The organism is Stenotrophomonas sp. Steno-Z2, from assembly GCF_056393235.1.
On the sequence record NZ_JBWJOY010000005.1, the window covers coordinates 155,172 to 178,390 of the forward strand.

Annotated in this window: 23 protein-coding genes; 11 read left to right on the forward strand and 12 right to left on the reverse strand. The window is 70.3% G+C overall.

Annotation, left to right across the window (positions count from 1 at the left end; genetic code table 11):
* Positions 1–117: 117 nt before the first annotated feature.
* The 11 genes from mtnA to rpsF all read right to left on the reverse strand — a co-directional run bounded on the left by mtnA (position 118) and on the right by rpsF (position 12,154).
* A complete protein-coding gene (gene mtnA, locus AC06FP_RS12535; protein ID WP_478075723.1) occupies positions 118–1,182 on the reverse strand; it encodes an S-methyl-5-thioribose-1-phosphate isomerase in 1,065 nt (354 codons plus the stop codon).
* A gap of 24 nt (positions 1,183–1,206) precedes the next feature.
* Entirely contained in the window at positions 1,207–1,896 is a 690-nt protein-coding gene (locus tag AC06FP_RS12540) for a DUF3011 domain-containing protein (RefSeq protein ID WP_478075724.1), read from the reverse strand.
* 160 nt (positions 1,897–2,056) lie between these two features.
* Positions 2,057–3,001, reverse strand: coding sequence for an EF-P lysine aminoacylase EpmA (gene epmA, locus AC06FP_RS12545; protein ID WP_478075725.1), 945 nt, complete (start codon positions 2,999–3,001; stop codon positions 2,057–2,059).
* A gap of 186 nt (positions 3,002–3,187) precedes the next feature.
* The gene (locus AC06FP_RS12550) at positions 3,188–3,316 is read right to left on the reverse strand and encodes a hypothetical protein (RefSeq protein WP_478075726.1); all 129 of its coding nucleotides are present in this window, start codon (positions 3,314–3,316) and stop codon (positions 3,188–3,190) included.
* Positions 3,316–3,666, reverse strand: a complete 351-nt coding sequence (locus AC06FP_RS12555) for a GNAT family N-acetyltransferase (protein ID WP_478075727.1) — start codon at positions 3,664–3,666, stop codon at positions 3,316–3,318. The genes AC06FP_RS12550 and AC06FP_RS12555 overlap by 1 nt, the downstream gene beginning before the upstream one ends.
* The gene (ligA, locus tag AC06FP_RS12560) at positions 3,663–6,143 is read right to left on the reverse strand and encodes an NAD-dependent DNA ligase LigA (protein ID WP_478075728.1); all 2,481 of its coding nucleotides are present in this window, start codon (positions 6,141–6,143) and stop codon (positions 3,663–3,665) included. Before ligA ends, AC06FP_RS12555 begins: the two co-directional genes overlap by 4 nt.
* A gap of 107 nt (positions 6,144–6,250) precedes the next feature.
* Positions 6,251–6,988, reverse strand: coding sequence for a cell division protein ZipA (zipA, locus tag AC06FP_RS12565; protein ID WP_478075729.1), 738 nt, complete (start codon positions 6,986–6,988; stop codon positions 6,251–6,253).
* A gap of 48 nt (positions 6,989–7,036) precedes the next feature.
* Complete coding sequence (smc, locus tag AC06FP_RS12570) at positions 7,037–10,540, reverse strand: chromosome segregation protein SMC (protein ID WP_478075730.1); 3,504 nt, start codon at positions 10,538–10,540, stop codon at positions 7,037–7,039.
* Positions 10,541–10,952: 412 nt separating this feature from the next.
* Entirely contained in the window at positions 10,953–11,402 is a 450-nt protein-coding gene (rplI, locus tag AC06FP_RS12575; protein WP_478075731.1) for a 50S ribosomal protein L9, read from the reverse strand.
* Between the two features lie 78 nt (positions 11,403–11,480).
* A complete protein-coding gene (gene rpsR / locus AC06FP_RS12580; protein WP_054666474.1) occupies positions 11,481–11,711 on the reverse strand; it encodes a 30S ribosomal protein S18 in 231 nt (76 codons plus the stop codon).
* An 11-nt stretch (positions 11,712–11,722) separates the two neighbouring features.
* Positions 11,723–12,154 carry a 30S ribosomal protein S6 gene (gene rpsF / locus AC06FP_RS12585; RefSeq protein ID WP_456116412.1) on the reverse strand — a complete coding sequence of 144 codons (432 nt, stop codon included), beginning with the start codon at positions 12,152–12,154 and terminating at the stop codon, positions 11,723–11,725.
* A gap of 223 nt (positions 12,155–12,377) precedes the next feature.
* Here rpsF and AC06FP_RS12590 point away from each other — a divergent pair, with 223 nt between their 5' ends.
* Positions 12,378–13,628, forward strand: a complete 1,251-nt coding sequence (locus AC06FP_RS12590) for an MFS transporter (protein WP_478075732.1) — start codon at positions 12,378–12,380, stop codon at positions 13,626–13,628.
* A gap of 45 nt (positions 13,629–13,673) precedes the next feature.
* Here the strand turns inward: AC06FP_RS12590 and AC06FP_RS12595 are convergent, their stop codons facing one another.
* Positions 13,674–14,012, reverse strand: a complete 339-nt coding sequence (locus AC06FP_RS12595) for a HesB/IscA family protein (protein ID WP_456116414.1) — start codon at positions 14,010–14,012, stop codon at positions 13,674–13,676.
* Between the two features lie 146 nt (positions 14,013–14,158).
* Here AC06FP_RS12595 and asnS point away from each other — a divergent pair, with 146 nt between their 5' ends.
* From asnS to AC06FP_RS12645, 10 genes are all read left to right on the forward strand, one after another.
* Complete coding sequence (asnS, locus tag AC06FP_RS12600) at positions 14,159–15,553, forward strand: asparagine--tRNA ligase (protein WP_456116415.1); 1,395 nt, start codon at positions 14,159–14,161, stop codon at positions 15,551–15,553.
* A 24-nt stretch (positions 15,554–15,577) separates the two neighbouring features.
* Positions 15,578–15,883, forward strand: coding sequence for a hypothetical protein (locus AC06FP_RS12605; RefSeq protein WP_478075733.1), 306 nt, complete (start codon positions 15,578–15,580; stop codon positions 15,881–15,883).
* Entirely contained in the window at positions 15,880–16,194 is a 315-nt protein-coding gene (locus AC06FP_RS12610; protein WP_456116417.1) for a hypothetical protein, read from the forward strand. The genes AC06FP_RS12605 and AC06FP_RS12610 overlap by 4 nt, the downstream gene beginning before the upstream one ends.
* A gap of 7 nt (positions 16,195–16,201) precedes the next feature.
* Entirely contained in the window at positions 16,202–16,840 is a 639-nt protein-coding gene (locus tag AC06FP_RS12615; protein WP_478075734.1) for an FMN-binding negative transcriptional regulator, read from the forward strand.
* A 71-nt stretch (positions 16,841–16,911) separates the two neighbouring features.
* Positions 16,912–17,574, forward strand: a complete 663-nt coding sequence (gene can / locus AC06FP_RS12620) for a carbonate dehydratase (protein ID WP_478075735.1) — start codon at positions 16,912–16,914, stop codon at positions 17,572–17,574.
* A 17-nt stretch (positions 17,575–17,591) separates the two neighbouring features.
* Positions 17,592–18,107: a 3-hydroxyanthranilate 3,4-dioxygenase gene (locus AC06FP_RS12625; RefSeq protein ID WP_478075736.1), complete on the forward strand. Its 516-nt coding sequence runs from the start codon at positions 17,592–17,594 to the stop codon at positions 18,105–18,107.
* Between the two features lie 181 nt (positions 18,108–18,288).
* Positions 18,289–19,563: a kynureninase gene (kynU, locus tag AC06FP_RS12630; RefSeq protein ID WP_478075737.1), complete on the forward strand. Its 1,275-nt coding sequence runs from the start codon at positions 18,289–18,291 to the stop codon at positions 19,561–19,563.
* A 17-nt stretch (positions 19,564–19,580) separates the two neighbouring features.
* Positions 19,581–20,954, forward strand: a complete 1,374-nt coding sequence (locus AC06FP_RS12635) for an FAD-dependent oxidoreductase (RefSeq protein ID WP_478075738.1) — start codon at positions 19,581–19,583, stop codon at positions 20,952–20,954.
* A 71-nt stretch (positions 20,955–21,025) separates the two neighbouring features.
* Positions 21,026–22,465: an exodeoxyribonuclease I gene (gene sbcB / locus AC06FP_RS12640; protein ID WP_478075739.1), complete on the forward strand. Its 1,440-nt coding sequence runs from the start codon at positions 21,026–21,028 to the stop codon at positions 22,463–22,465.
* Positions 22,462–23,148 (forward strand): DUF2461 domain-containing protein, encoded by a 687-nt coding sequence (locus tag AC06FP_RS12645; protein WP_478075740.1) that lies wholly within the window; start codon positions 22,462–22,464, stop codon positions 23,146–23,148. Before sbcB ends, AC06FP_RS12645 begins: the two co-directional genes overlap by 4 nt.
* Positions 23,149–23,219: the final 71 nt, after the last annotated feature.

Consider the following 23,219-nt stretch of genomic DNA (forward strand, 5'->3'; position numbering starts at 1 on the left):
TTAACGGAATAAATCAGGGACTTAGCCACCGGCTGCGGCCCTGCGCCGCGGTTCCGGCCGGACGCTGCCGCAGGGCCGCCGCCCGCACCGCTGCGGACGGCAGGCAGGCGGCCGGATTCAGCCGCCGAAAGCGGCGCGCATGGCCGCCTCGTCCGGCGCCAGGATCACGCCCTTCTCGGTCACGATGGCGTCGATCAGGCCGCCCGGGGTCACGTCGAACACCGGGTTCCAGGCCTGGATGCCCTCGGCCACCGTACGCACACCGCCGACGCCGAACAGCTCGCCCGGGTCGCGCTGCTCGATCTCGATCGCGTCGCCGTGCGCGGTGCCCATGTCCACCGTCGAGGACGGCGCCACCACCATGAACTTCACGCCGTGGTGGCGCGCGGCGATGGCCAGCTGGTAGGTGCCGATCTTGTTGGCGGTATCGCCATTGGCGCAGATGCGGTCGGCGCCGACGATCACCCACTGCACCGCGCCGGTCTTCATCAGGTGCGAGGCGGCCGAGTCGGCGACCAGGGTCGCGTCGATGCCGTCCTGCTGCAGCTCCCACACGGTCAGGCGCGCGCCCTGCAGCCAGGGCCGGGTTTCGCCGGCGAATACGCGCGCGATGCGGTCCTGCGCCATGCCGGCGCGGATCACGCCCAGCGCGGTACCGAAGCCGGCGGTGGCCAGCGAGCCGGTATTGCAGTGGGTCAGCACGCCGCTGCCCGGCGCGATCAGGCCGGCGCCCAGCGCGCCCATGTGGCGGTTGGCGGCCAGGTCCTCGTCGGCGATGGCCTGCGCCTCCAGCGCCAGCACCTGCTTCCAGTCGCCGCCGGCAGCGGCCAGCGCACGGCGCATGCGCGCCAGCGCCCAGGCCAGGTTCACGGCGGTCGGGCGCGCGGCATTCAGCCGCGCCATGGCCGGCTCCAGCGCGCGCAGCGCGGCCGCGCCGTCGGCAGCGTCCACCTCGCGCGCGGCCAGCACCACGCCCCAGGCGGCGGCGATGCCGATGGCCGGCGCGCCACGCACGGTGAGCGCATGGATGGCCTCGGCGACGGCGTCGCTGTCGCGGCACAGCACGTGCTCCACCACGAAGGGCAGCCTGCGCTGGTCCAGCAGCTCCAGCGCGTCGCCGGTCCAGCGGATCGGGCGGATATGGTCGTAGCGGGCGTAATCGATGGCGTCGTTCTGGTTCATCGCGCCATTGTATCGGTGCCGCGCTCAGTCGGCGGAAAACTCGGCGCGGCAGCCCTTGTCCACCCAGATGCCGGTGCGGTCCCAGCCCCAGCTGCGGCCTTCCTCGCAGGCGGCGTTGGACAGCTGCCTGACCAGGGTGACCTTGCGCTCGACGCTCACCCCGCACTCCCGGCGCATCTCGCTCTTCGATTCGCAGGTGACCTGGCGCGGAACATCCACGAACCCGGAACCATCCTCGGCGCCGACCTCGAACTGCCCCTGGCAACCGCGACTCACCCAGATCTCGTTGCGCCCATAGCCCCAGGTGCGCCCTTCCCGGCACGGCAGCAGCGACTGCTGGCGGATCAGGCGCACCGGCGCGCCACGCAGCAGCACCGGGCAGGTGACCGTCCGGCCCTTGGATTCGCAGCGCACCATGCGCCGTACCACACGCCGCCCGGGCGCCGGCCGTTCGGCGGCAAACTCGGCGCGGCAGCCACGGCTGACCCAGACCCCGCTGTCCTCTACGCCCCAGCTGGTCTCGCGGATGCAGCTCTGCGTGGACAGCTGGCGCACCAGCTGCACGCCGCGCGACACATCCATCGCGCAGCGCTGGCGTGCGCTGCCGTCCGATTCGCAGCGCACCACCGGGGCATCCGCCGGCGACGCATCGCCCTGCCCGGCCAGGGCCAGCACCGGCGTCAGCCACAGCAACAGGCCGCACACACCCTTCATCCGACCTTCCCGCCCTGCAATCCGATGGACTCCACTGACACGGATTGTGCATCCGCAGCCGTGATCAGAGCATCATCCACGGCAGGCAGGCAATACATGCGCGCCGGCGATGCGGCGGAAACGGCAGGCGCGCGCCTGCGTCGATCAGGACCGGATGCGCTCAGGCGTGTGCGAAATCGAAGGCCAGCACGTCGGCGATGCGGCCGGTGCCGGCCAGCGCCATCAGCAGCCGGTCCACGCCCACCGCCACGCCGGCGCAGGGCGGCAGGGCCGGCAGCGCGGCCAGGAAGGCTTCGTCCAGCGGCGGCTGCACGTGGCCGCGCGCGGCGCGCACCGCCAGGTCGCGCGCGAAGCGCTGGCGCTGTTCGACGGCGTCGTTCAGCTCGTGATAGCCGTTGGCCAGCTCCACCGCGCCCAGGTACAGCTCGAAACGCTCGGCCAGCGGCGGCCGCCCCGGGCGGATGCGAGCGAGCGCGGCCTGCGTGGCCGGCCAGTCGTGGATCACGGTGATGCGGTCGTCCGGGAAATGCGGCTGGATGCGATGGCTCATCAGCAGGTCCAGCCAGTCGTCGCGGGTGAGGCCGTCAGGGTTGATGCCGACCCCGGCCAGCGGCGCGCGCAGCTGCGTTTCGTCGGCGCCGAACGGGTCCACGCCCACCGCGTCGATGAACAGCTCGCGGTAGCTCAGCACCTGCAGCGACGCTTCGCGCCCGACCATCGCCAGCGCCGCGCGCACCAGTTCCACCGTCTCCTCGATCAGGCGGTGGTGGTCCCAGCCGACGCGGTACCACTCGAGCATGGTGAACTCGGGGTTGTGGCGGCCGCCGGCCTCGCCGTTGCGGAAGACCCGGCCCAGTTCGTAGCAGTCGCCGACACCGGCGGCGAGCAGGCGCTTGAGCGGATACTCGGGCGAGGTGCGCAGCCAGCGCACCGGCGAGCCGGCGTCGACATGGCCGCTGAAGCGGGTCTGGAAGCCTTCGATGTTCGGCTCGGTGTTGCCGGCCGCGGACATGATCGGCGTCTCCACTTCCAGCACGCCGCGGCGCGCGAAGAAGTCGCGGATCAGGGCGTTCAGCCGTGCGCGCCGGCGCAGGGCCTCGATCATGGCGCACATCCCTGTGCGCCACCCTGCGGGCGGCTTCGCCGTGAAAAACGACTGTCCTGCCGTTTTTTCATGGCGCACCTCTGACCGCCATGGAGGGCGGGAATGTCGGTTCTGCAGGAGCAAAAACCGGCCGTGCGCCTCCCTGCGGGCGGCTTCGCCGTGAAAAACGGCTGTCCTGCCGTTTTTTCATGAGTGCAGCCCCTTCGGCGTGGCCGCCAGCGGCAGGGTGAGGATGTCGCGCTGGTCGTCGCGGTAGCCGGCCGACAGGTACAGCGCCTTGGCCCGGGCGTTGTGGTGGTTCACTTCCAGCCGCATCACGCTGGCGCCCCCGACGATCGCCCAGTCGCGCGCCAGTGCCAGCGCCGCGCGCGGCCCCAGCCGCGGCCGCGCGCGGCGGGCGCCAGGTACAGCTCGTCCAGCAGCACGAAGCGACCGCCCTGCTCCACGCTGAAGCACCAGCCCAGGGTGATGTAGCCGGCTTCGGGCACATCGCCCCCTTCCAGCAGCAGGACCGCGCCGCAGGCCGGGTCGGCCAGCAGCGTGCGCAAGCCGGGCTCGACCAGCGCCGGATCGAAGGTGATCCCGTCCTCGGCGTAGAACGCGCGCACCATGGCGAGCAGGCGCGGGAAATCCCCGGGCGTGGCGAGGCGGAATCGCAGGTTCATGGCTGTTGTCCGTGTTCGGCGAGGAAGGCGAGCAGGCGCGGTTCGTCCCACACTTCCACGCCCAGCTCGTTGGCCTTGTCCAGCTTGGAGCCGGCCTCGCTGCCGGCGACCACGAAGGCGGTCTTCTTCGACACGCTGCCGGCGACCTTGGCGCCCAGCGCTTCCAGCCGCGCCTTGGCGGCGTCGCGGGTCAGCACCGACAGCGTGCCGGTCAGCACCACGGTCTGCCCGTCCAGCGGCCCGGCCGGCTGCGCGGCCTGCAGCGGCGCCAGTTCCAGCAACCGCCGCATCTGCAGCTCGCCATTGAGCAGCAACTGGCCATGGTTGTCGCTGTCCAGCCACTGCGCCAGCGCGCGCGCGGTGTCCTCGGGCAGGCCGGCGGCGACGAAGCGTTCCGGTTCGGCATCGAGGATCTGCTGCGCCGACGGCAGCGCGGCCACCAGCTTCTCGGCGCGCAGACGGGTGATGCCGGGAATCTCGGCCTCGACCAGCAACTGCGCCAGGTCCAGCCCGTCGTGCAGCCGCGCCGACGGCAGGTGGGTATCGCCGATGCGCACCTGCCCGACCTGCAGCAGCGCGTCGATGGCCTGCTGGTTGCCTTCCTGCTCGAAGAAATGGCCGAGCGAGCGCGCTACCTCGCCGCCGATGTCGGGCACGCGCTTGAACAGCGGCCACGGCAGCTGGCGGATCAGTTCAAGGTCGCCGAACCACTGCGCCAGCGCCTTGGCCGTGCTCTCGCCGACGTGCTCGATGCCCAGCGCGAACAGCAGCCGTTCCAGCGTGGCGTCGCGGCTGGCGTCGATGGCGGCGATGAGGTTGTCGGCCCACCGGGTGGCGATCTTCTTCGTGTTCCACTCGAAGGCCACCGGCAATGCCAGCGCCTGCGCGCGCCAGGCCGCATCGTTGCCGTCGAGCCGGAGCACGGCGTTGAGCGCCGCGCCGCTGCCGTCGACCGGCAGGTGCGGCTTGAGGCTGGCGGCGAGCGCGGACGGGTCGGCTGCATCGAGTACCAGCTTCAGATGCAGCAGCTGGTCGCGGGTGAGCCGGTAGAGGTCGGCGACGCCACGCACGATGCCGGCGTCGACCAGGGTCTCGATGTAACGGTCGCCCAGCCCGTCGATGTCCATGGCGCGGCGCGAAGCGAAGTGCGCGATGGCTTCCTTGCGCTGCGCCGGGCAGCTCAGTTCGCCCGAACAGCGCCATACCGCCGCGCCTTCCTCGCGCACGATCTCGGCGCCGCAGACCGGGCAGGCCGACGGCATCGTCCACGGCTGCGCGCCCGGCGGGCGGCGCCCGGCGATGACGCTGACCACCTCGGGAATCACGTCGCCGGCGCGGCGCACGATCACCGTATCGCCCACGCGCACGTCCAGCCGCGCGATCTGGTCGGCGTTGTGCAGGGTGGCGTTGGTGACGGTCACCCCGGCCACCTGCACCGGCTGCAGGCGCGCCACCGGGGTGGCCGCACCGGTGCGGCCGATCTGGATCTCGATCGCCTCGACCGTGGTGGTCTGCTCCTGCGCCGGGAACTTGTGGGCGATGGCCCAGCGTGGCGCACGGGCGACGAAGCCCATCTCGCGCTGGCCCTCGCGGTCATCGAGCTTGTAGACCACGCCGTCGATGTCGAAGGCCAGCCCGTCGCGGCGCGCGCCGATGTCGCGGTAATACTCGAGCAGGCCGTCGGCGCCCTCGACCACCCGGCACAGGTCGCTGACCGGGAAGCCCCACTGCGCCAGCCGCGCCAGCGTCGCCGAATGCGTGGCCGGCAATTCGCCGCCGTCGACCTCACCGGTGCCGTAGGCGTAGAAACTCAACGGCCGCTGCGCGCTGACCTTCGGGTCGAGCTGGCGCAGCGAACCGGCCGCGCCGTTGCGCGGATTGGCCAGCACCTTGCCACCGTGCAGGCGCGCCTGTTCGTTGTACTTCTCGAAATCGGCGCGCGGCATGTAGACCTCGCCGCGCACTTCCAGCACCGCCGGCCAGCCTTCGCCATCGAGCCGATGCGGGATCACCCTGATCTGGCGCAGGTTGGCGGTGACGTCCTCGCCGGTGGTGCCGTCGCCGCGGGTGGCGCCCTGCACGAACACGCCCTCCTCGTAGCGCAGGCTGATCGCCAGGCCGTCGAGCTTGGGTTCGGCCGAAAACAGCAGCCGCGCGCGGTGCAGGCGCTCGTCGATGCGGCGCACGAAGTCGCGCACCTCCTCGTCGCTGAAGGCATTGCCCAGCGACAGCATCGGCATGGCGTGCACCACCTCGGCGAACCGCGAGGACACCCTGCCGCCGACCTGGTGACTGGGCGAATCGGCGCTGTCCAACTGCGGATGCGCCGCTTCCAGCGCTTCCAGCTCGCGCATCAGCGCATCGTATTCGGCATCGGGAATCAGCTGCTCGTCGCGCTCGTGGTAGGCCTGCGCGGCCGTGGCCAGCTGCTGGCGGAGGTCGGCGATGCGCTGGCGGGCGGGGGCGTCGGAAGTCATGCGCCGATTTTACCCGCGCCAGGGTGTATGCAACGCGTGTGGCAGGGTGCGGAAACGGGAAGGGGCGCCACCTTCGGCGCCCCTTCCCATGGCTCGTCCAGCCGCGCTCACCAGCGCGGCGGCTTGGTCAGCGGCGGCGCCTGGTGCTGGCGGTCGTAGGCGCGCAGCTCGTCGCGGATGTGGGCGATGCGCTGGCGGCCCAGCGCGTTGCGGCTGTCGTCCAGCACCACGCCGTCGAGCAGTTCGGCCATGCGCTGCACGGTGGGCAGCATCTTTTCCCAGGCGTCCAGCGCGGTCATCGGCGCCGGCAGGGTGAGGAAGAAGGCGATGGCCGGGGTTTCCATCTCGCGGATGTGGGCCATGTCGAAGCTGCCCGGCTTCATGATGCTGGCCATGCTGAAGATCGGCCCGCGTTCGGGGTGGCCTTCGACCAGGCGGTGGAAGACATTCATGTAGCCGAACACCAGGCCGGTCTTCTCGGCGGCCACCACGATGTCCTCGCCGCGCAGCGACTGGCCGGCGCGCGCGGCCACGTACAGCGAGACGATCTTGTCGAAATCCTGGCTGGCGCGCCTGCCCAGTTCGCTGCCGGCCGCTTCCACGTCCGGCAGCCCCAGCTCCTGCTGGGTCGCTTCGGTGGCGGTGTCCCCGGTTCCGGACGGTACATCGCCGCCCTCGCCCTCCGCGCCCAGCACCGGCTCGCGCCGCGGCTGCCCGCCGCTTTCGATCGGCTCGCGGCGCTTGCCCTGCGCCGGCTTCTTCGGCCTTCCGAACAGGAAGATCGCCGCGATCAGCAGCACTCCGGCGGCCAGGATGCCGATACGCAACAGAGCCATGTCGGACATGCGGTGGGTTCTCCGGTCAACGTGTTCAGGTCGGCAAAGAATGGCACGTCAGGCCGCGCCCGCCAAACGCGCGGCTTCCTCCAGGTCCACGCTGACCAGGCGGCTGACGCCCGGCTCGCGCATGGTGACGCCGGAGAGCTGGTGCGCGGCTTCCATCGTCGCCTTGTTGTGGCTGACGAACAGGAACTGCACCTTCTCGCTCATCTCCTTGACCATGTTGGCCAGGCGGCCGACGTTGGCTTCGTCCAGCGGCGCGTCCACCTCGTCCAGCAGGCAGAACGGCGCCGGGTTGAGCTGGAAGATGGCGAACACCAGCGCCACCGCGGTCATCGCCTTCTCGCCGCCGGACAGCAGCGAGATGCTGGACACGCGCTTGCCCGGCGGGCGCGCCATGATGGTCACGCCGGTATCGAGCAGGTCCTCGCCGGTCAGTTCCAGGTAGGCGTGGCCGCCACCGAACAGGCGCGGGTACAGGGCCTGCACGCCGGCGTTGACGCGGTCGAAGGTGTCCTTGAAGCGGCCGCGGGTCTCGCGGTCGATCTTGCGGATCGCCTCTTCCAGCGTCTCCAGCGCGGTGGTCAGGTCCACGTGCTGCGATTCCAGGTATTCCGAGCGCTGCGAGGCCTCGCCGTATTCGTGGATGGCCGCCAGGTTGACCGGCTCCAGCCGCCGCATGCGCGCGTCGATCTGCTGCACCGCCTGCTCCCACTCGCCGATGCGCGCGTCCTCGGGCAGGGCGTTGACCACGTCCTCCAGCACGAAGCCGGCCTTTTCCACCGCGGCCTGCAGTTGTTCGGCGCTGAGCACCAGCGCCTGCTGGTCGAGCTTGCGCTGGGAAATGCGCTCGCGCTGCGCCAGCGCCTGTTCGTCGCGCTGGTGGCGGGTCTGCTCCAGCGTGCGCAGCTCGGCATCGATGCCGTCCAGCTGCGCGCGCGCCTCGGCCAGCACCCGGTCCACGCGCACCCGCTCGGCCAGGGTGTTCTGGTGTTCGGCCTCCAGCGCCTGCACCGGCGTGTCGCCCTGGTCCAGCTGCGAATGCAGTTCGCCCAGGCGCGAATCCAGCTGCCCGCGCTGGGTGCTCATGCGCTCCAGCGACTGCGACAGCGAGGCGATCTGCGCGCGCTGCGATTCCAGAGTCAGCGCCAGCGCGTGCATGCTGTCGCGCACGTTGCGCGCGGCGTCGCGCGCCAGGTCGCGGGCCTCGGTCAGCTGGCGGCGCTCGGCTTCCAGCGCCTGCCGCGTGGTTTCCAGGTCGCCCATGCTGGACACCGCGTCTTCCAGGCGCACGCGCGCCTCGCCGGCCTGCTCGCGGCTGTTGTCCAGCGCTTCCAGCAGCTGCGCAAGCTCGGCCTCGATGCGCTCGATGCGCGTGCGCGCCGATTCCAGCCGGCCGCGCTGGCTCTGCACCTGCCCGGCCAGCTCCGACGCGCTGCGGTGCGCCTGGTACAGCGCCCGCTGCGCTTCCTCGCGCTGCTGCTCGGCGGCCAGCAGTTGTTCGCGGAACGCGCCAAGCTGGCGCTCCAGTTCGGCCTCGCGCTCCTGCAGGCCCTCGATCTGCTCGCGCAGGGCGACGATTTCGCGTTCGCGCAGCAGCGCGCCCTGCTTGGCCGCTCCCTGCCGCGACACCCGCACCCAGCCCTCGCCCAGGCGTTCGCCGCCGCGGGTGATGACCGAGTCGCCGTCCTCCAGCCGCCGCTGCAGTTCACGCGCGGCGGCCAGATCCTCGGCGCCATGCAGGCGCGCCAGCAGGCGGCGGATCGCCAGCGGCCCCTGCACGCGCGCGGCCAGCGACGTTGGCGCGAAGGCGGCGCTGCCTTCCGCATCGGACACCAGCGCGATGCGCCCCTCGCCCAGCTCGCCCAGCGCCTCGACCAGCGCCTCGGGCGCATCGACCAGCACGCCCTCGATCAGCTGGCCCAGCGCGCTTTCAACGGCATTTTCCCAGCCGCTTTCGACGGTGATGCGCTCGCCGACGCGCGCGGCCGAATCCAGCCCCTGCGCCTTCAGCCAGGCCACCGCGGCGCCCTGCTCCTGGCCCAGTGCGGCCTGCTGCAGGGTTTCCAGCGAGGACAGGCGGCCGCGCGCGGCCTGCGCCTGCTTGCGCACTTCGGCCAGTTCGGCCTGGCTGGCGCGCTGCCGCTCCTGCAGCGCCGCCGCGCTTTCCTTGCGCAGCTCCACCTGTTCGTTCAGTTCGTCCAGCGCCGCGGCCTGCGATTCGTGCTGCAGCTGCAGCTGCTCGAACGCCTCGGCCAGCGCCTCCACGTCGAGGCCGGCGCGCTCGGCCGCCAGCGCTTCGCGGCGGCGATCGGCTTCCAGGATCTGGCGGTCGAGATAATCGACGCGGGTGCGCTCCACTTCGCCCGAACGGGTGGCTTCGGAGGTGTTGCGGTTGTGCGCTTCCCAGCGCTGCTGCCAGTCGTGCAGCGCGGCCTCGGCCTCGCGCAGCCCCTCCTGGCGGAATTCGTTTTCTTCCTGCAGCTGTTCCAGCTGCGGCTCGGCGTTCTCCACCGCCTCGCGCAGCACCATCAGCCGCGCCTCGTCGCCGCTGATGTGCTGGCCCAGTTCGGCCAGGGCCTGGCGGGTTTCATCGCGCGCCTTGTGCAGGCGCTGGGCCATCTCGCGCTGGTGCTGGATCTGCTGTTCCAGCCGCGCCAGCGTGCTGCCGACCTGGTAGACGTCGGCCTGCGCGCGCGCCAGCGTCTCGGCCGCTTCCTCGCGGCGCACGCGGCCGGTCTCGATGCGGCTCTCGGCCTCGCGCTGCTCGGCGATCAGCTGCTGCAGCCTGGTTTCCTCGCGCGCCAGCGCTTCGCGCAGCCCGCCCAGGCGGGTATCCAGGCCGCGGTATTCCAGCGCCTTCCATTCGGCATCCTTGACCCGGCGCTCTTCCTGCAGGGCCTGGTACTGCTCGGCCTGGCGCGCCTGCCGGCGCAGGTGCTCGAGCTGCTTGCCGATCTCCTCGCGCAGGTCGTTGAGGCGGTCCAGGTTCTCGCGGGTATGGCGGATGCGGGTCTCGGTTTCCTTGCGGCGCTCCTTGTACTTGGAGATGCCGGCGGCTTCTTCCAGGTAGACGCGCAGGTCCTCCGGTCGCGCCTCGATGATCTGGCTGATCATGCCCTGCTCGATGATCGAGTAGCTGCGCGGGCCCAGGCCGGTGCCGAGGAACAGGTCGGTGATGTCGCGGCGCCGGCACTTGGTGCCGTTGAGGTAATAGTTGCTGCTGCCGTCGCGGCTGACCGTGCGCTTGACCGATATCTCGTTGAACGAGGCGTACTCGCCGGCGATGGTGTGGTCGGTGTTGTCGAAGATCAGCTCCACCGTGGCCTGCGACACCGGCTTGCGCCCGGCCGAGCCGGAGAAGATCACGTCGGTCAGCGAATCGCCGCGCAGGCGGCTGGCCGAGCTTTCGCCCATCACCCAGCGCACCGCATCGATGATGTTGGACTTGCCGCAGCCGTTGGGCCCGACCACGCCGGTCATGTTGGTCGGCAGGTGCAGCGTCGTGGGATCGACGAACGACTTGAAACCGGAAAGCTTGATCGTGGATAGACGCATGGGGCAGCAGGGTTCCAGTGCCGGGCCGGTGGGTGGCACCGTTGGGTTTGCGGGAATCAGGGCGCGGGAAAAACGGTCCGCGGGCAGTATAAGCCCCTCTCCCCGCGGGAGAGGGGTTGGGGTGAGGGTACCGGCGCGGCCTTGGCATCCGGCTGCACGAGGCTTCGCCAGCCTCTTCGCCCGCCCCTTGCGTTCCGCTCCTGCGGCGCGCCCTTCGGGCCGGCTTCGCCGTCCGCTTCGGCATCCTGTCTCGCGGGCGGGGCACCTGCATTCGGCACATCGCTGTGCCCCACCCTTCGGGCGGCTTCGCCGTGCAACGCGGCAGCCCTGCCGGGTTGCCTCCCATGACGGAAGGGATAAAAAGAACGGGCGCCTTTCGGCGCCCGTTCCGGGTAAAGCGTGACCGCAGGGATCAGGCGTCGGCTTCGACGATGACCTTGACGGTGGCTTCCACGTCGGCGTGCAGCTTGATGAGCACGTCGTACTCGCCGACAGCGCGGAAGGCGCCTTCGCCGAGGATGACTTCGCTCTTTTCCAGCGGCAGGCCGGCGGCGGTGAAGGCCTCGGCGATGTCGCGCGGGCCGACCGAGCCGTACAGCTTGCCTTCGGTCGAGGCGTGGGCACCGATGGTGACGCTGGCGTCGGCGAACCTGGCGGCGCGGGCTTCGGCTTCGTCGTGCGAGGCCTTGGCCTTGGCTTCGTATTCGGCGCGCTTGGCTTCGAAGGCGGCGACGTTGGCTTCGGTGGCCGGCACGGCCTTGCCGTGCGGCACCAGGAAGTTGCGGCCGTAGCCCGGCTTCACGTCGACCAGGTCACCCAGGTTGCCCAGGTTGGTCACCTTCTGCAGAAGAATCAGCTTCATTTTCTTGCTCCGTTATTCGTTAGCGATGCCCCGGGGGGCACCGCAACGCTTGCTGTCCGAATGGACGGTGTGGACGTATCAGACGTCGTGGTTGTCCGTGTACGGGATCAGCGCCAGGAAACGGGCGCGCTTGACCGCCGTGGACAGCTGGCGCTGGTACTTGGACTTGGTGCCGGTGACGCGGCTCGGCACGATCTTGCCGTTCTCGGTCAGGTACTGGCGCAGGGTGTTGAGATCCTTGTAGTCGATCTCCTTCACACCTTCAGCCGTGAACTTGCAGAACTTGCGGCGACGGAAGAACTTGGACATGAGCTGACTCCTTATTCGGCAGAGGCGGCGTCGTCGCCGGCTTCTTCATTGTTGGAATTGGCAGCTTCTTCGTCGTCACGACGACGGCGCTCGCCACGCTCGGGCTTGTCGCCCTTTTCGTCCTTGCTCTTCATGATCAGCGACTGCTCGGTCTCGGCCTCGTCACGCTTGATGACCAGGTTGCGCAGCACGGCGTCGTTGAAGCGGAAGCTTTCGGTCAGTTCGTTCAGCACCGACTGGTCGGCTTCGATGTTCATCAGAACATAGTGGGCCTTGACCAGGTTCTGGATCGGGTACGCCAGCTGGCGGCGGCCCCAGTCTTCCAGGCGGTGGATCTTGCCGTTGCCGTTCTCGACCAGCGCCTTGTAGCGCTCGACCATGGCCGGGACCTGCTCGCTCTGGTCCGGGTGGACCAGGAACACGACTTCGTAATGACGACTCATGTTTTTCTACCTTTCGGATGTAGCCCTCGCGGGCCGGACAGCCCCCCGCCTTGGAACGCGGTGGGGCAAGGACCCCCACGCCGGGGGCGCAGGGAGCCGCGCATTATCCACCGCGCGCCGGTTGCGGGCAAGTCGCCCCTGTGCGGGAGCCGACGGGGCCTGAACACAGCGTTCGCCCCGCGGGCCGGCTCCTCCACCGCCGTTGCTGCGCTGCAACAGTACAATGGGTAACCGTTTCCACGCCGATTCCGGATACGCCGTGCCCTCACCTTCTTCCCTGGCCGCGACGCTGAACGCGCGGCAACGCACCCTCATCCTGCTGGCCCTGTCGCTGGGCGGCTTCGCCATCGGCACCAGCGAGTTCGCCAGCATGGGCCTGATGCTGGAAATCAGCCGCGGGCTGGCGATCAGCGAGGCCCAGGTGGGCCACCTGATCAGCGCCTACGCCATCGGCGTGGTGGTCGGCGCGCCCTTGCTGGCCTTCGCCGGCGCCGGCATCAGCCGCCGCACCCTGCTGCTGTGGCTGATGGGCTTCTACGCCGCCGGCAACCTGGCCAGCGCGCTGGCGCCCAACTACGCCACGATGCTGCTGGCCCGCTTCGTGGCCGGCCTGCCGCATGGCGCCTATTTCGGCGTGGCGATGCTGGTGGCCGCCTCGATCAGCCCGCCGGAGCAGCGCGGCGCGGCGGTCTCGCGGGTGCTGCTGGGCCTGTCCATCGCCATCCTGGTCGGCAACCCGCTGACCACCTGGCTCGGCCAGCAGTTCGTCTGGCGCACCGCCTTCGCCCTGGTCAGCCTGCTGGCGCTGGCCACCGTGGCGATGGTCGCGCGCCACCTGCGCCCCGACCCGGACGAGGTCCGCACCACGCCGATGCGCGAACTGCGCGCCTTCAACCGGCCGCAGGTGTGGCTGGCGCTGGCGATCGGCGCGATCGGGTTCGCCGGCATGTTCTGCGTGTTCACCTACCTGGCGCCCACCCTGGTCAGAGTCACCGGCGTGGAGGAACGCTGGATGCCGGTGGCGGTGGGCCTGTTCGGCGTGGGTGCGATCATCGGCAACGTGGCCGGCGGCTGGCTGGTCGACCGCCTGCAGTTCCGCGCCGCCGGCGTGCTGCTGGCGTGGTCGATCCTGGTGCTGCTGCTGTTCCCGCTGGCCGCCCGCTCGGGCTGGGCCATGGCCCCGGCGATCATCGCGGTCGGCACCATGGGCGCGCTCGCCGTCGCCCTGCAGACCCGGCTGATGGACGCGGCCGGCGAGGCGCAGACCCTGGCGGCGGCCTCCAACCACGCTGCATTCAATACCGCCAACGCGCTCGGCCCGTGGCTGGGCGGCATGGCGATCGGCGCCGGCTTCGGCCACGCCTCCACCGGTTACGTGGGCGCGGCCACCGCTGCGGTCGGCCTGCTGCTGTGGGTGGTGGCGATCGGGCTGGACCGCCGCCGCGCGGCGCGGACCGTGGCCTGCTGCCAGTGAACGAGCGCCGGGCGCGGCATCGGCCGGCGCCCGGCGCCTCCCGCCTCAGCGGTGGGTTTCGTCGGTGGTGAAGCTCTCGCCGCAGCCGCACTCGGCGGTGGCGTTGGGGTTCTTGAAGGTGAAGGTTTCGCCCAGGCCCTGCTTGCCGAAGTCGATCTCGGTGCCGTCCACCAGGGCCAGGCTGTCGGCATCGACGAAGATGCGCACGCCGTCCTGCTCGAACACGGTGTCGTCCTCGCGCTGTTCGCGCGCCAGGTCGGTGACGTGGCCCCAGCCCGAGCAGCCGGTGCGGGTCACGCCGAAACGCAGGCCCAGCGCGCCGGGGGTCTGTTCGACGAAACGCCGGACGCGGGCGAAGGCGACGGGAGTGAGGTGGATGGCCATGGGGAAGCGACTCCGGGGATTGCGGGGGTGATTATAGGAAAACCCGGCTGTACCGGCCCCGGACGGCGGATTCCTCGCCTGTCCGGCCATGCAGCCGCTAGAATTCCGTGTTCACAGATCGAGTCGATCAGCAGAGGATTCAAGTCATGACGGTGGTCAGCGTTGCGCACGCCCTGGCCGGGAAGATCCCGGAAGGCGGAGAAGTCACGGTTCGCGGTTGGGTTCGCACGGTCCGTGCCTCCAACGGGCTGGCCTTCGTCAATGTCAGCGACGGCTCCGGCTTCGCCCCGATCCAGGTCGTGGCCACCGACGCACTGGCCAATTTCGACGAGGTCAAGCGCCTGACCCCGGGCTGCTCGGTCATCGCCAGCGGCAAGCTGGTCAGGTCGCAGGGCAAGGGCCAGAGCTTCGAGATCCAGGGCGAGGGCCTGGAGATCGTCGGCTGGGTCGAGGACCCGCTGACCTACCCGATCCAGCCCAAGCCGATGACGCCGGAATTCCTGCGCGAAGTGGCGCACCTGCGCCCGCGCACCAACCTGTTCGGCGCGGTCACCCGCATCCGCGACTGCCTGGCCAAGGCGGTGCACCGCTATTTCCACGAGAACGGCTACTACTGGATCAGCACGCCGATCATCACCACCTCCGACGCCGAGGGCGCCGGCCAGATGTTCCGCGTCTCCACGCTGGACATGGCCAACCTGCCGCGCGGCGGCGACGGCGGCATCGACTTCAGCCGCGACTTCTTCGGCAAGGAAACCTTCCTGACCGTGTCCGGCCAGCTCAACGTCGAGGCCTACTGCCTGGCGCTGAGCAAGGTCTACACCTTCGGCCCGACCTTCCGCGCCGAGAACAGCCACACCACCCGCCACCTGGCCGAGTTCTGGATGGTGGAGCCGGAAATCGCCTTCGCCGACCTGGCCGAGGACGCGCGCGTGGCCGAGGACTTCCTCAAGTACCTGTTCCGCGCCGTGCTCGACGAGCGCGCCGACGACATGGCCTTCATCGCCGAACGCGTGCAGAAGGACGCCATCACCCGCCTGGAAGCCTTCGTCAACGCGCCGTTCGAGCGCATCGAGTACACCGATGCGGTCAGCCTGCTGCAGAAGTCCGGCCGGAAATTCGACTACCCGGTCGAATGGGGCCTGGACCTGCAGACCGAACACGAGCGCTGGCTGACCGAGGAACACGTCGGCCGCCCGGTGGTGGTGACCAACTACCCCGAGCACATCAAGGCCTTCTACATGCGCCTGAACGACGACGGCAAGACCGTCGCGGCGATGGACGTGCTGGCCCCGGGCATCGGCGAGATCATCGGCGGCAGCCAGCGCGAGGAGCGCCTGGACATCCTCGACGCGCGCATGGCGCAGTTCGGCCTGGATCCGGAGCACTACCAGTGGTACCGCGATTTCCGCCGCTACGGTTCGGTGCCGCACGCCGGCTTCGGCCTGGGCTTCGAGCGGCTGGTGGTATACGTCTGCGGCCTGTCCAACATCCGCGACGCCATCCCCTACCCGCGCGCGCCGGGCTCGGCGGAATTCTGATCCAGTGACACGGAGGCCCCGCCGGTGACCCTGTTCCTCGCCCTGTGCTTCGTCGGCGTGGCCATCGCCGGGTTCAGCGCGTTTCTGATCTTCTGGCCGCTGACCCTGGTGCATGTGCGCGACCGCCATCCGGCGGTGGCCGGCGGTTTCGGCGACTTCGCCTTCCTCGATGGCAGGGCCCTGCGCTGGCTGGTCGGCGGCAGCTACCACGCACTCGGCGACCGCGCCCTCAGCGGCCTGGCCACCCCGGCGCGGATCGCGCTGTGCGTGATCTGGTTCGGGCTGGGCATGGCCGGCCTGCTGTGGCTCTATTCCCTGGCACTGAAATGAACGACACCGATACCTCCCGCGACCAGTGGTGGCTGGCCAGCCTCGGCACCACCCTGGTGTGGGCGCGGCTGCGCGTGCGCCCGGCCGGCACCGCCGAAGTGCTGGACAGCGACGGCAATACCCTGAGCTACGACAGCGAGGACACTGCGCGCGCGCAGCTGTTCGACGCCGAGTTCGTCGCCTGGGACGGGCTGGACGAGGAGGACGCGCTGGCGCGCGGTTTCTCGCTGCACGAGGTGCAGCCACCGCAGGCCGGCAGCGACGCCGAGCTGCGCGGACGCATGGTGCAGTCGCTGGGCGGGCGCGCCTGAGCGGCCGATGTTCACCCCGCGCGCTTTCGCCGAGCATGATCTGGTCTGGCTGGACCGCCTGCTGGAGCGCGATCCGTTCGTCACCGTGCTGACCACCGGCGCCGACGGCCTGCCCGAACTGACCCGGTTGCCGGTGCTCTACCGGCGCGACGGCGAGCGCATCGAACTGCTTGGCCACTGGGCCCGGGCGAACCCGCAGGCGCGCCACGCCGGCGCGGCCAAGGTGCTGGTCGATGGCCCGCACGGCTACGTGTCGGCGAGCTGGTATCCGGACAAGGAAGCGGCCGCGCGCGTGCCGACCTGGAACTACGCCAGCGCCGAACTGCGCGGTCGCCTGGAACCCTTCGACGACGAGGACGCGCTGGTCGCCCTGGTCGGCGCGCTCAGCGAGCGCTTCGAGGCCGGCGTCGGCCAGCAGTGGCGCTTCGAACCGGAGCACGACGCGCAGCGCCGCCAGCTGCGCGGCATCGTCGGCTTCCGCTTCCAGGTCGAACAGGTCCAGATCAAGCTGAAACTGAGCCAGAACCACCCGGACGCCAACCAGCAGGCGGTGATCGCCGCCCTGGAACGGCTGCCGGCCCCCGCTTCCCATGAACTGGCGCAGTGGATGCGCCGGCAGCGCGAACAGGCCGCCACCGGCGACTGAGCGCCCCGTTTCCCGACGACGCGGCCAGCGCGGCCGCGCCTTCCTCCCCATCGACGTCAGGAACACCCGAAATGAAAGACATCCGCAAGCTGCTGCAGAACAACCGCGAATGGGCCGACCGCATCGCCCGGGAAGACCCCGGGTTCTTCCACCAGCTGGCCAAGCAGCAGCATCCGGAATACCTGTGGATCGGCTGCTCCGATTCGCGTGTGCCTGCCAACCAGATCATCGGCATGGCGCCCGGCGAGGTGTTCGTGCACCGCAACGTCGCCAACGTGGTGGCGCACAGCGACCTGAACTGCCTGAGCGTGGTGCAGTACGCGGTGGACCAGCTCAAGGTCAAGCACATCCTGATCGTCGGCCACTACGGCTGCGGCGGCGTGCACGCCTGCCTGCACAATACCCGCGTCGGCCTGGCCGACAACTGGCTGCGCCACGTCGGCGACGTGGTGCAGAAGCACTCGGCGATCCTCGACGCGATCGAGGACGACGAACTCAGGCACGCCCGGCTGTGCGAGCTGAACGTCATCGAGCAGGTCGCCAACCTGTGCCGCTCGACCATCGTGGAGGATGCCTGGGCGCGCGGCCAGAAGCTGATGGTGCACGGCTGGGTCTACAGCCTGAAGGACGGCCGCGTCAGCGAGATGGGCATCGACGTGGGCGCGTCCGAAGACCTCAAGCAGGCCTACGAGAACGCCCTGGCCTACGTTCCGCGCCAGGGCCGGCGCGACTGACCCCAACAGGAACGACCATGCTCGCCTCGCCGATCAACCTGCACGCCTGGATCGAGGACAACCGCCATCTGCTCAGGCCACCGGTGGGCAACAGGATGATCGACAACGGCGACTTCATCGTCATGGTGGTCGGCGGGCCCAACACGCGCACCGACTTCCACTACGACGAAGGCCCGGAGTGGTTCTACCAGCTCGAGGGCGAGATGGTGCTGAAGGTGCAGGAGGACGGCGCGGTGCGCGACATCCCGATCCGCGCCGGGGAGATCTTCCTGCTGCCGCCGCGGGTGCCGCACTCGCCGCGGCGCCCGCCCGGCGGCATCGGCCTGGTGGTCGAGCGCAAGCGCCTGCCGCACGAGCTCGACGGCGTGGCCTGGCACTGCGAGCAGTGCAACCACAAGCTGTACGAGGAGTTCTTCCACCTGGGCAACATCGAGACCGACCTGCCGCGGGTGTTCGACCGTTTCCATTCCTCGATGCAGCACCGCACCTGCGCGCAGTGCGGCGCGGTGCACCCGCTGCCGGCGCAGGGCTGAGCGCCCTCCGCCACACGAAACACGCACCCCCACACGCCCCCGTAGGAGCGGCTTCAGCCGCGATGGGGCTTTGCCGGCCGGGCCCTTCATCGGGCAAGCCCCATCGCGGCTGAAGCCGCTCCTGCGACCGCATGCCTCGGGCCGGCGGTACACTGCGGCCACACTTCAATGCGCGTCCCCGATGAACGAACTCCTGTCCCCGGCCCACGCCGCCGCGCTCGACGCGGCTGATCCGCTGCGCGAGCTGCGCGGCCAGTTCCTGTTCCCGCAGCACCAGGGCGCCGACCAGGCCTACTTCGTCGGCAACTCGCTCGGCCTGCAGCCGCGCGGCGCGCAGGCGATGGTGCAGGAGGTGATGGACCTGTGGGCGCGCATCGCGGTCGAAGGCCACTTCACCGGCCCCACCCACTGGATGAACTACCACCGACTGGTGCGCGGGCAGCTGGCGCGCGTGGTCGGCGCGCAGCCGGTGGAAGTGGTGGCGATGAACACGCTGAGCGTGAACCTGCACCTGATGATGGTCAGCTTCTACCGGCCCACGCGCGAGCGCCCGGCGATCCTGATGGAAGCCGGCGCCTTCCCCACCGACCGCCACGCGGTCGAGGCACAGATCCGCTTCCACGGTTTCGACCCGGCCACCGACCTGATCGAGGTGCAGCCGGACGAGGCCAACGGCACGCTGTCGATGGCGGCGATCGAACGCGCCATCGCCGAGCATGGCAAGCGCGTGGCGCTGGTACTGTGGCCGGGCGTGCAGTACCGCACCGGGCAGGCGTTCGACCTTGACGCGATCACCCGGCTGGCGCGCGCGCAGGGCGCCGCTGTCGGCTTCGACCTCGCCCACTCGGTCGGCAACATGCCGCTGGCGCTGCACGACGTCGCCCCCGATTTCGCGGTGTGGTGCCATTACAAATACCTCAACGGCGGCCCCGGCGCGGTTGCCGGCTGCTTCGTGCACGAACGCCATGCGCGCGACACCACGCTGCCGCGCTTCGCCGGCTGGTGGGGCCACGAGCAGGCCACGCGCTTCCGCATGGCGCCGGAGTTCGTGCCCGAGCTCGGCGCCGAAGGCTGGCAGCTGAGCAACCCGCCGGTGCTGGGGCTGGCGCCGCTGCGCGCCTCGCTGGAACTGTTCGAGCAGGCCGGCATGGACGCGCTGCGCGCCAAGTCGCTGCAGCTGACCGGTTACCTGGAAACGCTGGTGCGCGCGCGCCTGCACAACGTTCTGCAGATCGTCACCCCCGCCGAACCGGAGCGCCGCGGCTGCCAGTTGTCGCTGCGCGTGGCCGGCGGCCGCGAACAGGGCCGCTCGCTGTTCGAATATCTGCAGTCGGTCGGCGTGCTCGGCGACTGGCGCGAACCCGACGTGATCCGCATTTCCCCGACCCCCCTGTACAACCGCTTCGTCGACGTGCTGCGCTTCGTCGAGGAAGTGGAAGCCTGGGCAGGCCCCTGATCCCCGGAACCATCGACTTGACCGTTTCCTCCCCGCGTCACCTGACGCTCATCGGCGCCGGCCTGGCCGGCTCCCTGCTGGCCATCCTGCTTTCGCGCCGCGGCTGGCGCATCACCGTCTACGAACGCCGTGGCGACCCGCGCGTGGCCGACTACGAAAGCGGCCGTTCGATCAACCTGGCGCTGGCCGAGCGCGGCCGCAACGCGCTGCGCCAGGCCGGCGTGGAGGACGCGGTGATGGCGCGCACGGTGATGATGCGCGGGCGCATGGTGCACCCGCGCGACGGCGGCCAACCGCAGCTGCAGCGCTACGGCCGCGACGACAGCGAGGTGATCTGGTCGGTGCACCGCAAGGACCTCAACACCACGCTGCTGCAACTGGCCGAGGACGCCGGCGCCCGCTTCCATTTCCATCGCCGCCTGCACACGGTGGATTTCGATGCCGGCTACGCGCGCTTCATCGACGACCGCGACGACCAGCCGCACGACATCCATTTCGACACGCCGCTGGTCGGCGCCGACGGCGCCGGCTCGGCGCTGCGCGCGGCGATGAACCGCAGGTCGCCGCTGGGCGAACGCACCGAGTTCCTCGACCATTCCTACAAGGAACTGGAGATCCCGCCGGGCGCCGACGGCGGCTTCCGGATCGAGGCCAACGCGCTGCATATCTGGCCGCGCGGGCGCTACATGTGCATCGCCCTGCCCAACGACGAAGGCACCTTCACCGTCACCCTGTTCCTGCCCAACGAGGGCGACCCGGGTTTCTCCAGCGTGCGCAGCGGCGCCGAGGCCGAGGCGCTGTTCGCGCGCGAGTTCGCCGACGCGCTGCCGCTGATTCCGCACCTGCGCCGCGACTGGGAACAGCACCCGCCCGGCCTGCTCGGCACCCTGTACCTGGAGCGCTGGCACCTGGGCGGCAAGGCGGTGCTGCTGGGCGACGCCGCGCACGCGATGGTGCCGTTCCACGGCCAGGGCATGAACTGCGCCTTCGAGGACTGCGTCGCGCTGGCGGACCTGCTTGAAACGCACGCGGACGCCGCGCAGGCCTTCGCCGCCTTCGAGGCCGAGCGCAAGCCCAACGCCGCGGCGATCCAGCAGATGGCGCTGGACAACTACCTGGAGATGCGCGACCGCGTCGCCGACCCGGGCTTCCTGCTGCAGCGCGAGCTGGAGCAGGAACTGCAGCGGCGCTGGCCGACCCGCTTCGTGCCGCACTACACCATGGTCACCTTCCTGCACACGCCGTACGCGCTGGCGCTGGAGCGCACCCGGCTGCAGCAGCGCATCCTCGCCGACGCCACCGCTGGCCACGCCACGCTGGAGCGCATCGACTGGGCCGCGCTGGAGGCGACCATCCACGCGCAGCTGCCGGCGCTGGAAGGCGCGCACTGATGGCACGCGTCCGACAGGCGGCGATGCCAGCGCCATGGCCGACGCAAACCACCGGCAGCCGGTAAGACCCCATGCCCGATACCTTCCTGTTCTACGACCTCGAAACCTTCGGCCAGGACCCGCGCCGCACCCGCATCGCGCAGTTCGCCGCGGTGCGCACCGACGCGCAGCTGCAGGTGGTCGACGAGCCGGTCAGCTTCTTCGTCCGGCCGGCCGACGACCTGCTGCCCTCGCCCATCGCCACGCTGATCACCGGCATCACCCCGCAGCGCGCCTTGGCCGAGGGCGTGAGCGAGGCCGAGGCGTTCGCCCGCATCAACGAGCTGATGGCGCGCCCGCAGACCTGCACGCTGGGCTACAACACGCTGCGCTTCGACGACGAGTTCGTGCGCCACGGCCTGTTCCGCAATTTCTTCGACCCCTACGAGCGCGAGTGGCGCGGCGGCAACTCGCGCTGGGACCTGCTGGACATGCTGCGGCTGGTGCACGCGCTGCGCCCGGACGGCATCCACTGGCCGCAGCGCGAGGACGGCGCCACCTCGTTCAAGCTCGAGCACCTGGCCCTGGCCAACGGCGTGCGCGAGGGCGATGCGCACGAGGCGCTGTCCGACGTGTACGCCACCCTCGGCATGGCGCGGAAGTTCCGCCAGGCGCAGCCGCGCATGTGGGACTACGCGCTGAAGCTGCGCGACAAGCGTTTCGTCGCCAGCCTGCTGGACGTGGTGGCGATGCAGCCGGCGCTGCACATCTCGATGCGCTACCCCGCCAGCCGCCTGTGCGCGGCGCCGGTGCTGCCGCTGGCCACGCACCCGCACATCGGCAACCGGGTGATCGTGTTCGACCTGGACGCCGATCCGCAGGCCCTGCTCGACCTGTCGGTGGAGGAGATCGCGCAGCGCCTGTACACCCGCGCCGCCGACCTGCCCGAAGGCCAGCAGCGCATTGCGCTCAAGGAAGTGCACCTGAACAAGGTGCCGGCGCTGGTGGCCTGGAACCACCTGCGCGCGCCCGACTTCGAGCGCCTGTGCATCGATCCGGCGGCGGTGGAAACGCGCGCCGCGCAGTTGCGCGCGCATGGCCCCGAGCTGGCCGAGAAGGTGCGCCGGGTGTTCGCCCGCGAGCGCCCGGCCGAAGGCCCGCCCGATGCCGATGGCGCGCTGTACGACGGCTTCCTCGCCGATGGCGACCGCGCGCAGCTGGCGCGCGTGCGCGCCTGCCCACCCGACGCGCTGGCGGGCATGGCCGGGAATTTCCGCGACCCGCGCCTGCCGGAGCTGCTGTTCCGCTACCGCGCCCGCAACCATCCGCGGACGCTGGACGCCGGCGAACGCGCGCGCTGGGACGACTACCGCCAGCGCCGCTTCACCACGCCGGGCATGGCCGAACAGACCATGGACGAATACCTGGCGCAGATCAGCGCGCTGCGCGGCGAACACCACGACAATCCCGCTTCGCTGGCCCTGCTCGACGCACTGGAGCAGTGGCGCCACACCCTGCAGGAAACGCCATGACCCCCTATTTCAGCGATGCCAGCTTCAAGTTCCTGCGCGGCCTGGCCCGCCACAACGAGAAGGCGTGGTTCGCCGCGCACAAGCACCAGTACGAGGAACACGTGCGGCAGCCGTTCCTGCGCCTGATCGCCGACCTGCAGCCGGACCTGGCCCAGGTCAGCGCGCATTTCCGCGCCGACCCGCGCACCGTCGGCGGCTCGCTGTTCCGCATCTACCGCGATTCGCGCTTCTCCAGCGACAAGACCCCGTACAAGACCTGGCAGGGCGCGCGGCTGTTCCACGAGCGCCGCAAGCAGGTGCCGGCGCCGTCGTACTACATCCACCTGGCGCCGGGCGAAAGCTTCGTCGGCGCCGGCATCTGGCACCCGGAACCCGATACGCAGCGCCGCATCCGCCAGTTCATCCTCGACAACCCCGGCAGCTGGAAGGCCGCCGCGCACGCGCCGGCCACGCGCCGGCGCTACGCCTTCGAGACCAGCGAGAAGCTGGTGCGCGCGCCGCGCGGCTTCCCCGCCGATTTCGAGTTCATCGACGATCTCAAGCACCGCAACTGGGTGCTGTGGCGCGCGCTGGACGACGCCGCCATGACCGGCCCGCGCCTGCGCCAGACCCTGGCCGGCGACCTCGCCGCGCTGGGCCCGTTCGTCGACTACCTGTGCGCGGCGCTGGACCTGGAGTTCTGAAGGCGCGCCGGGATTCACGCCGCGCCCGCGGATTTGCGGCACCCTAGCCGGCAACCGCCCAACGGAGCCAC

What these genes read in the sequence shown, in the direction of transcription:
- mtnA (WP_478075723.1), bottom strand. Translation starts at nt 1,182, where the DNA reads ATGAACCAGAACGACGCCATCGATTACGCCCGCTACGACCATATCCGC.
- AC06FP_RS12540 (WP_478075724.1), bottom strand. Translation starts at nt 1,896, where the DNA reads ATGAAGGGTGTGTGCGGCCTGTTGCTGTGGCTGACGCCGGTGCTGGCC.
- epmA (WP_478075725.1), bottom strand. Translation starts at nt 3,001, where the DNA reads ATGATCGAGGCCCTGCGCCGGCGCGCACGGCTGAACGCCCTGATCCGC.
- AC06FP_RS12550 (WP_478075726.1), bottom strand. Translation starts at nt 3,316, where the DNA reads ATGCGGCTGGAAGTGAACCACCACAACGCCCGGGCCAAGGCGCTGTAC.
- AC06FP_RS12555 (WP_478075727.1), bottom strand. Translation starts at nt 3,666, where the DNA reads ATGAACCTGCGATTCCGCCTCGCCACGCCCGGGGATTTCCCGCGCCTG.
- ligA (WP_478075728.1), bottom strand. Translation starts at nt 6,143, where the DNA reads ATGACTTCCGACGCCCCCGCCCGCCAGCGCATCGCCGACCTCCGCCAG.
- zipA (WP_478075729.1), bottom strand. Translation starts at nt 6,988, where the DNA reads ATGTCCGACATGGCTCTGTTGCGTATCGGCATCCTGGCCGCCGGAGTG.
- smc (WP_478075730.1), bottom strand. Translation starts at nt 10,540, where the DNA reads ATGCGTCTATCCACGATCAAGCTTTCCGGTTTCAAGTCGTTCGTCGAT.
- rplI (WP_478075731.1), bottom strand. Translation starts at nt 11,402, where the DNA reads ATGAAGCTGATTCTTCTGCAGAAGGTGACCAACCTGGGCAACCTGGGT.
- rpsR (WP_054666474.1), bottom strand. Translation starts at nt 11,711, where the DNA reads ATGTCCAAGTTCTTCCGTCGCCGCAAGTTCTGCAAGTTCACGGCTGAA.
- rpsF (WP_456116412.1), bottom strand. Translation starts at nt 12,154, where the DNA reads ATGAGTCGTCATTACGAAGTCGTGTTCCTGGTCCACCCGGACCAGAGC.
- AC06FP_RS12590 (WP_478075732.1), top strand. Translation starts at nt 12,378, where the DNA reads ATGGGTAACCGTTTCCACGCCGATTCCGGATACGCCGTGCCCTCACCT.
- AC06FP_RS12595 (WP_456116414.1), bottom strand. Translation starts at nt 14,012, where the DNA reads ATGGCCATCCACCTCACTCCCGTCGCCTTCGCCCGCGTCCGGCGTTTC.
- asnS (WP_456116415.1), top strand. Translation starts at nt 14,159, where the DNA reads ATGACGGTGGTCAGCGTTGCGCACGCCCTGGCCGGGAAGATCCCGGAA.
- AC06FP_RS12610 (WP_456116417.1), top strand. Translation starts at nt 15,880, where the DNA reads ATGAACGACACCGATACCTCCCGCGACCAGTGGTGGCTGGCCAGCCTC.
- AC06FP_RS12615 (WP_478075734.1), top strand. Translation starts at nt 16,202, where the DNA reads ATGTTCACCCCGCGCGCTTTCGCCGAGCATGATCTGGTCTGGCTGGAC.
- can (WP_478075735.1), top strand. Translation starts at nt 16,912, where the DNA reads ATGAAAGACATCCGCAAGCTGCTGCAGAACAACCGCGAATGGGCCGAC.
- AC06FP_RS12625 (WP_478075736.1), top strand. Translation starts at nt 17,592, where the DNA reads ATGCTCGCCTCGCCGATCAACCTGCACGCCTGGATCGAGGACAACCGC.
- kynU (WP_478075737.1), top strand. Translation starts at nt 18,289, where the DNA reads ATGAACGAACTCCTGTCCCCGGCCCACGCCGCCGCGCTCGACGCGGCT.
- sbcB (WP_478075739.1), top strand. Translation starts at nt 21,026, where the DNA reads ATGCCCGATACCTTCCTGTTCTACGACCTCGAAACCTTCGGCCAGGAC.
- AC06FP_RS12645 (WP_478075740.1), top strand. Translation starts at nt 22,462, where the DNA reads ATGACCCCCTATTTCAGCGATGCCAGCTTCAAGTTCCTGCGCGGCCTG.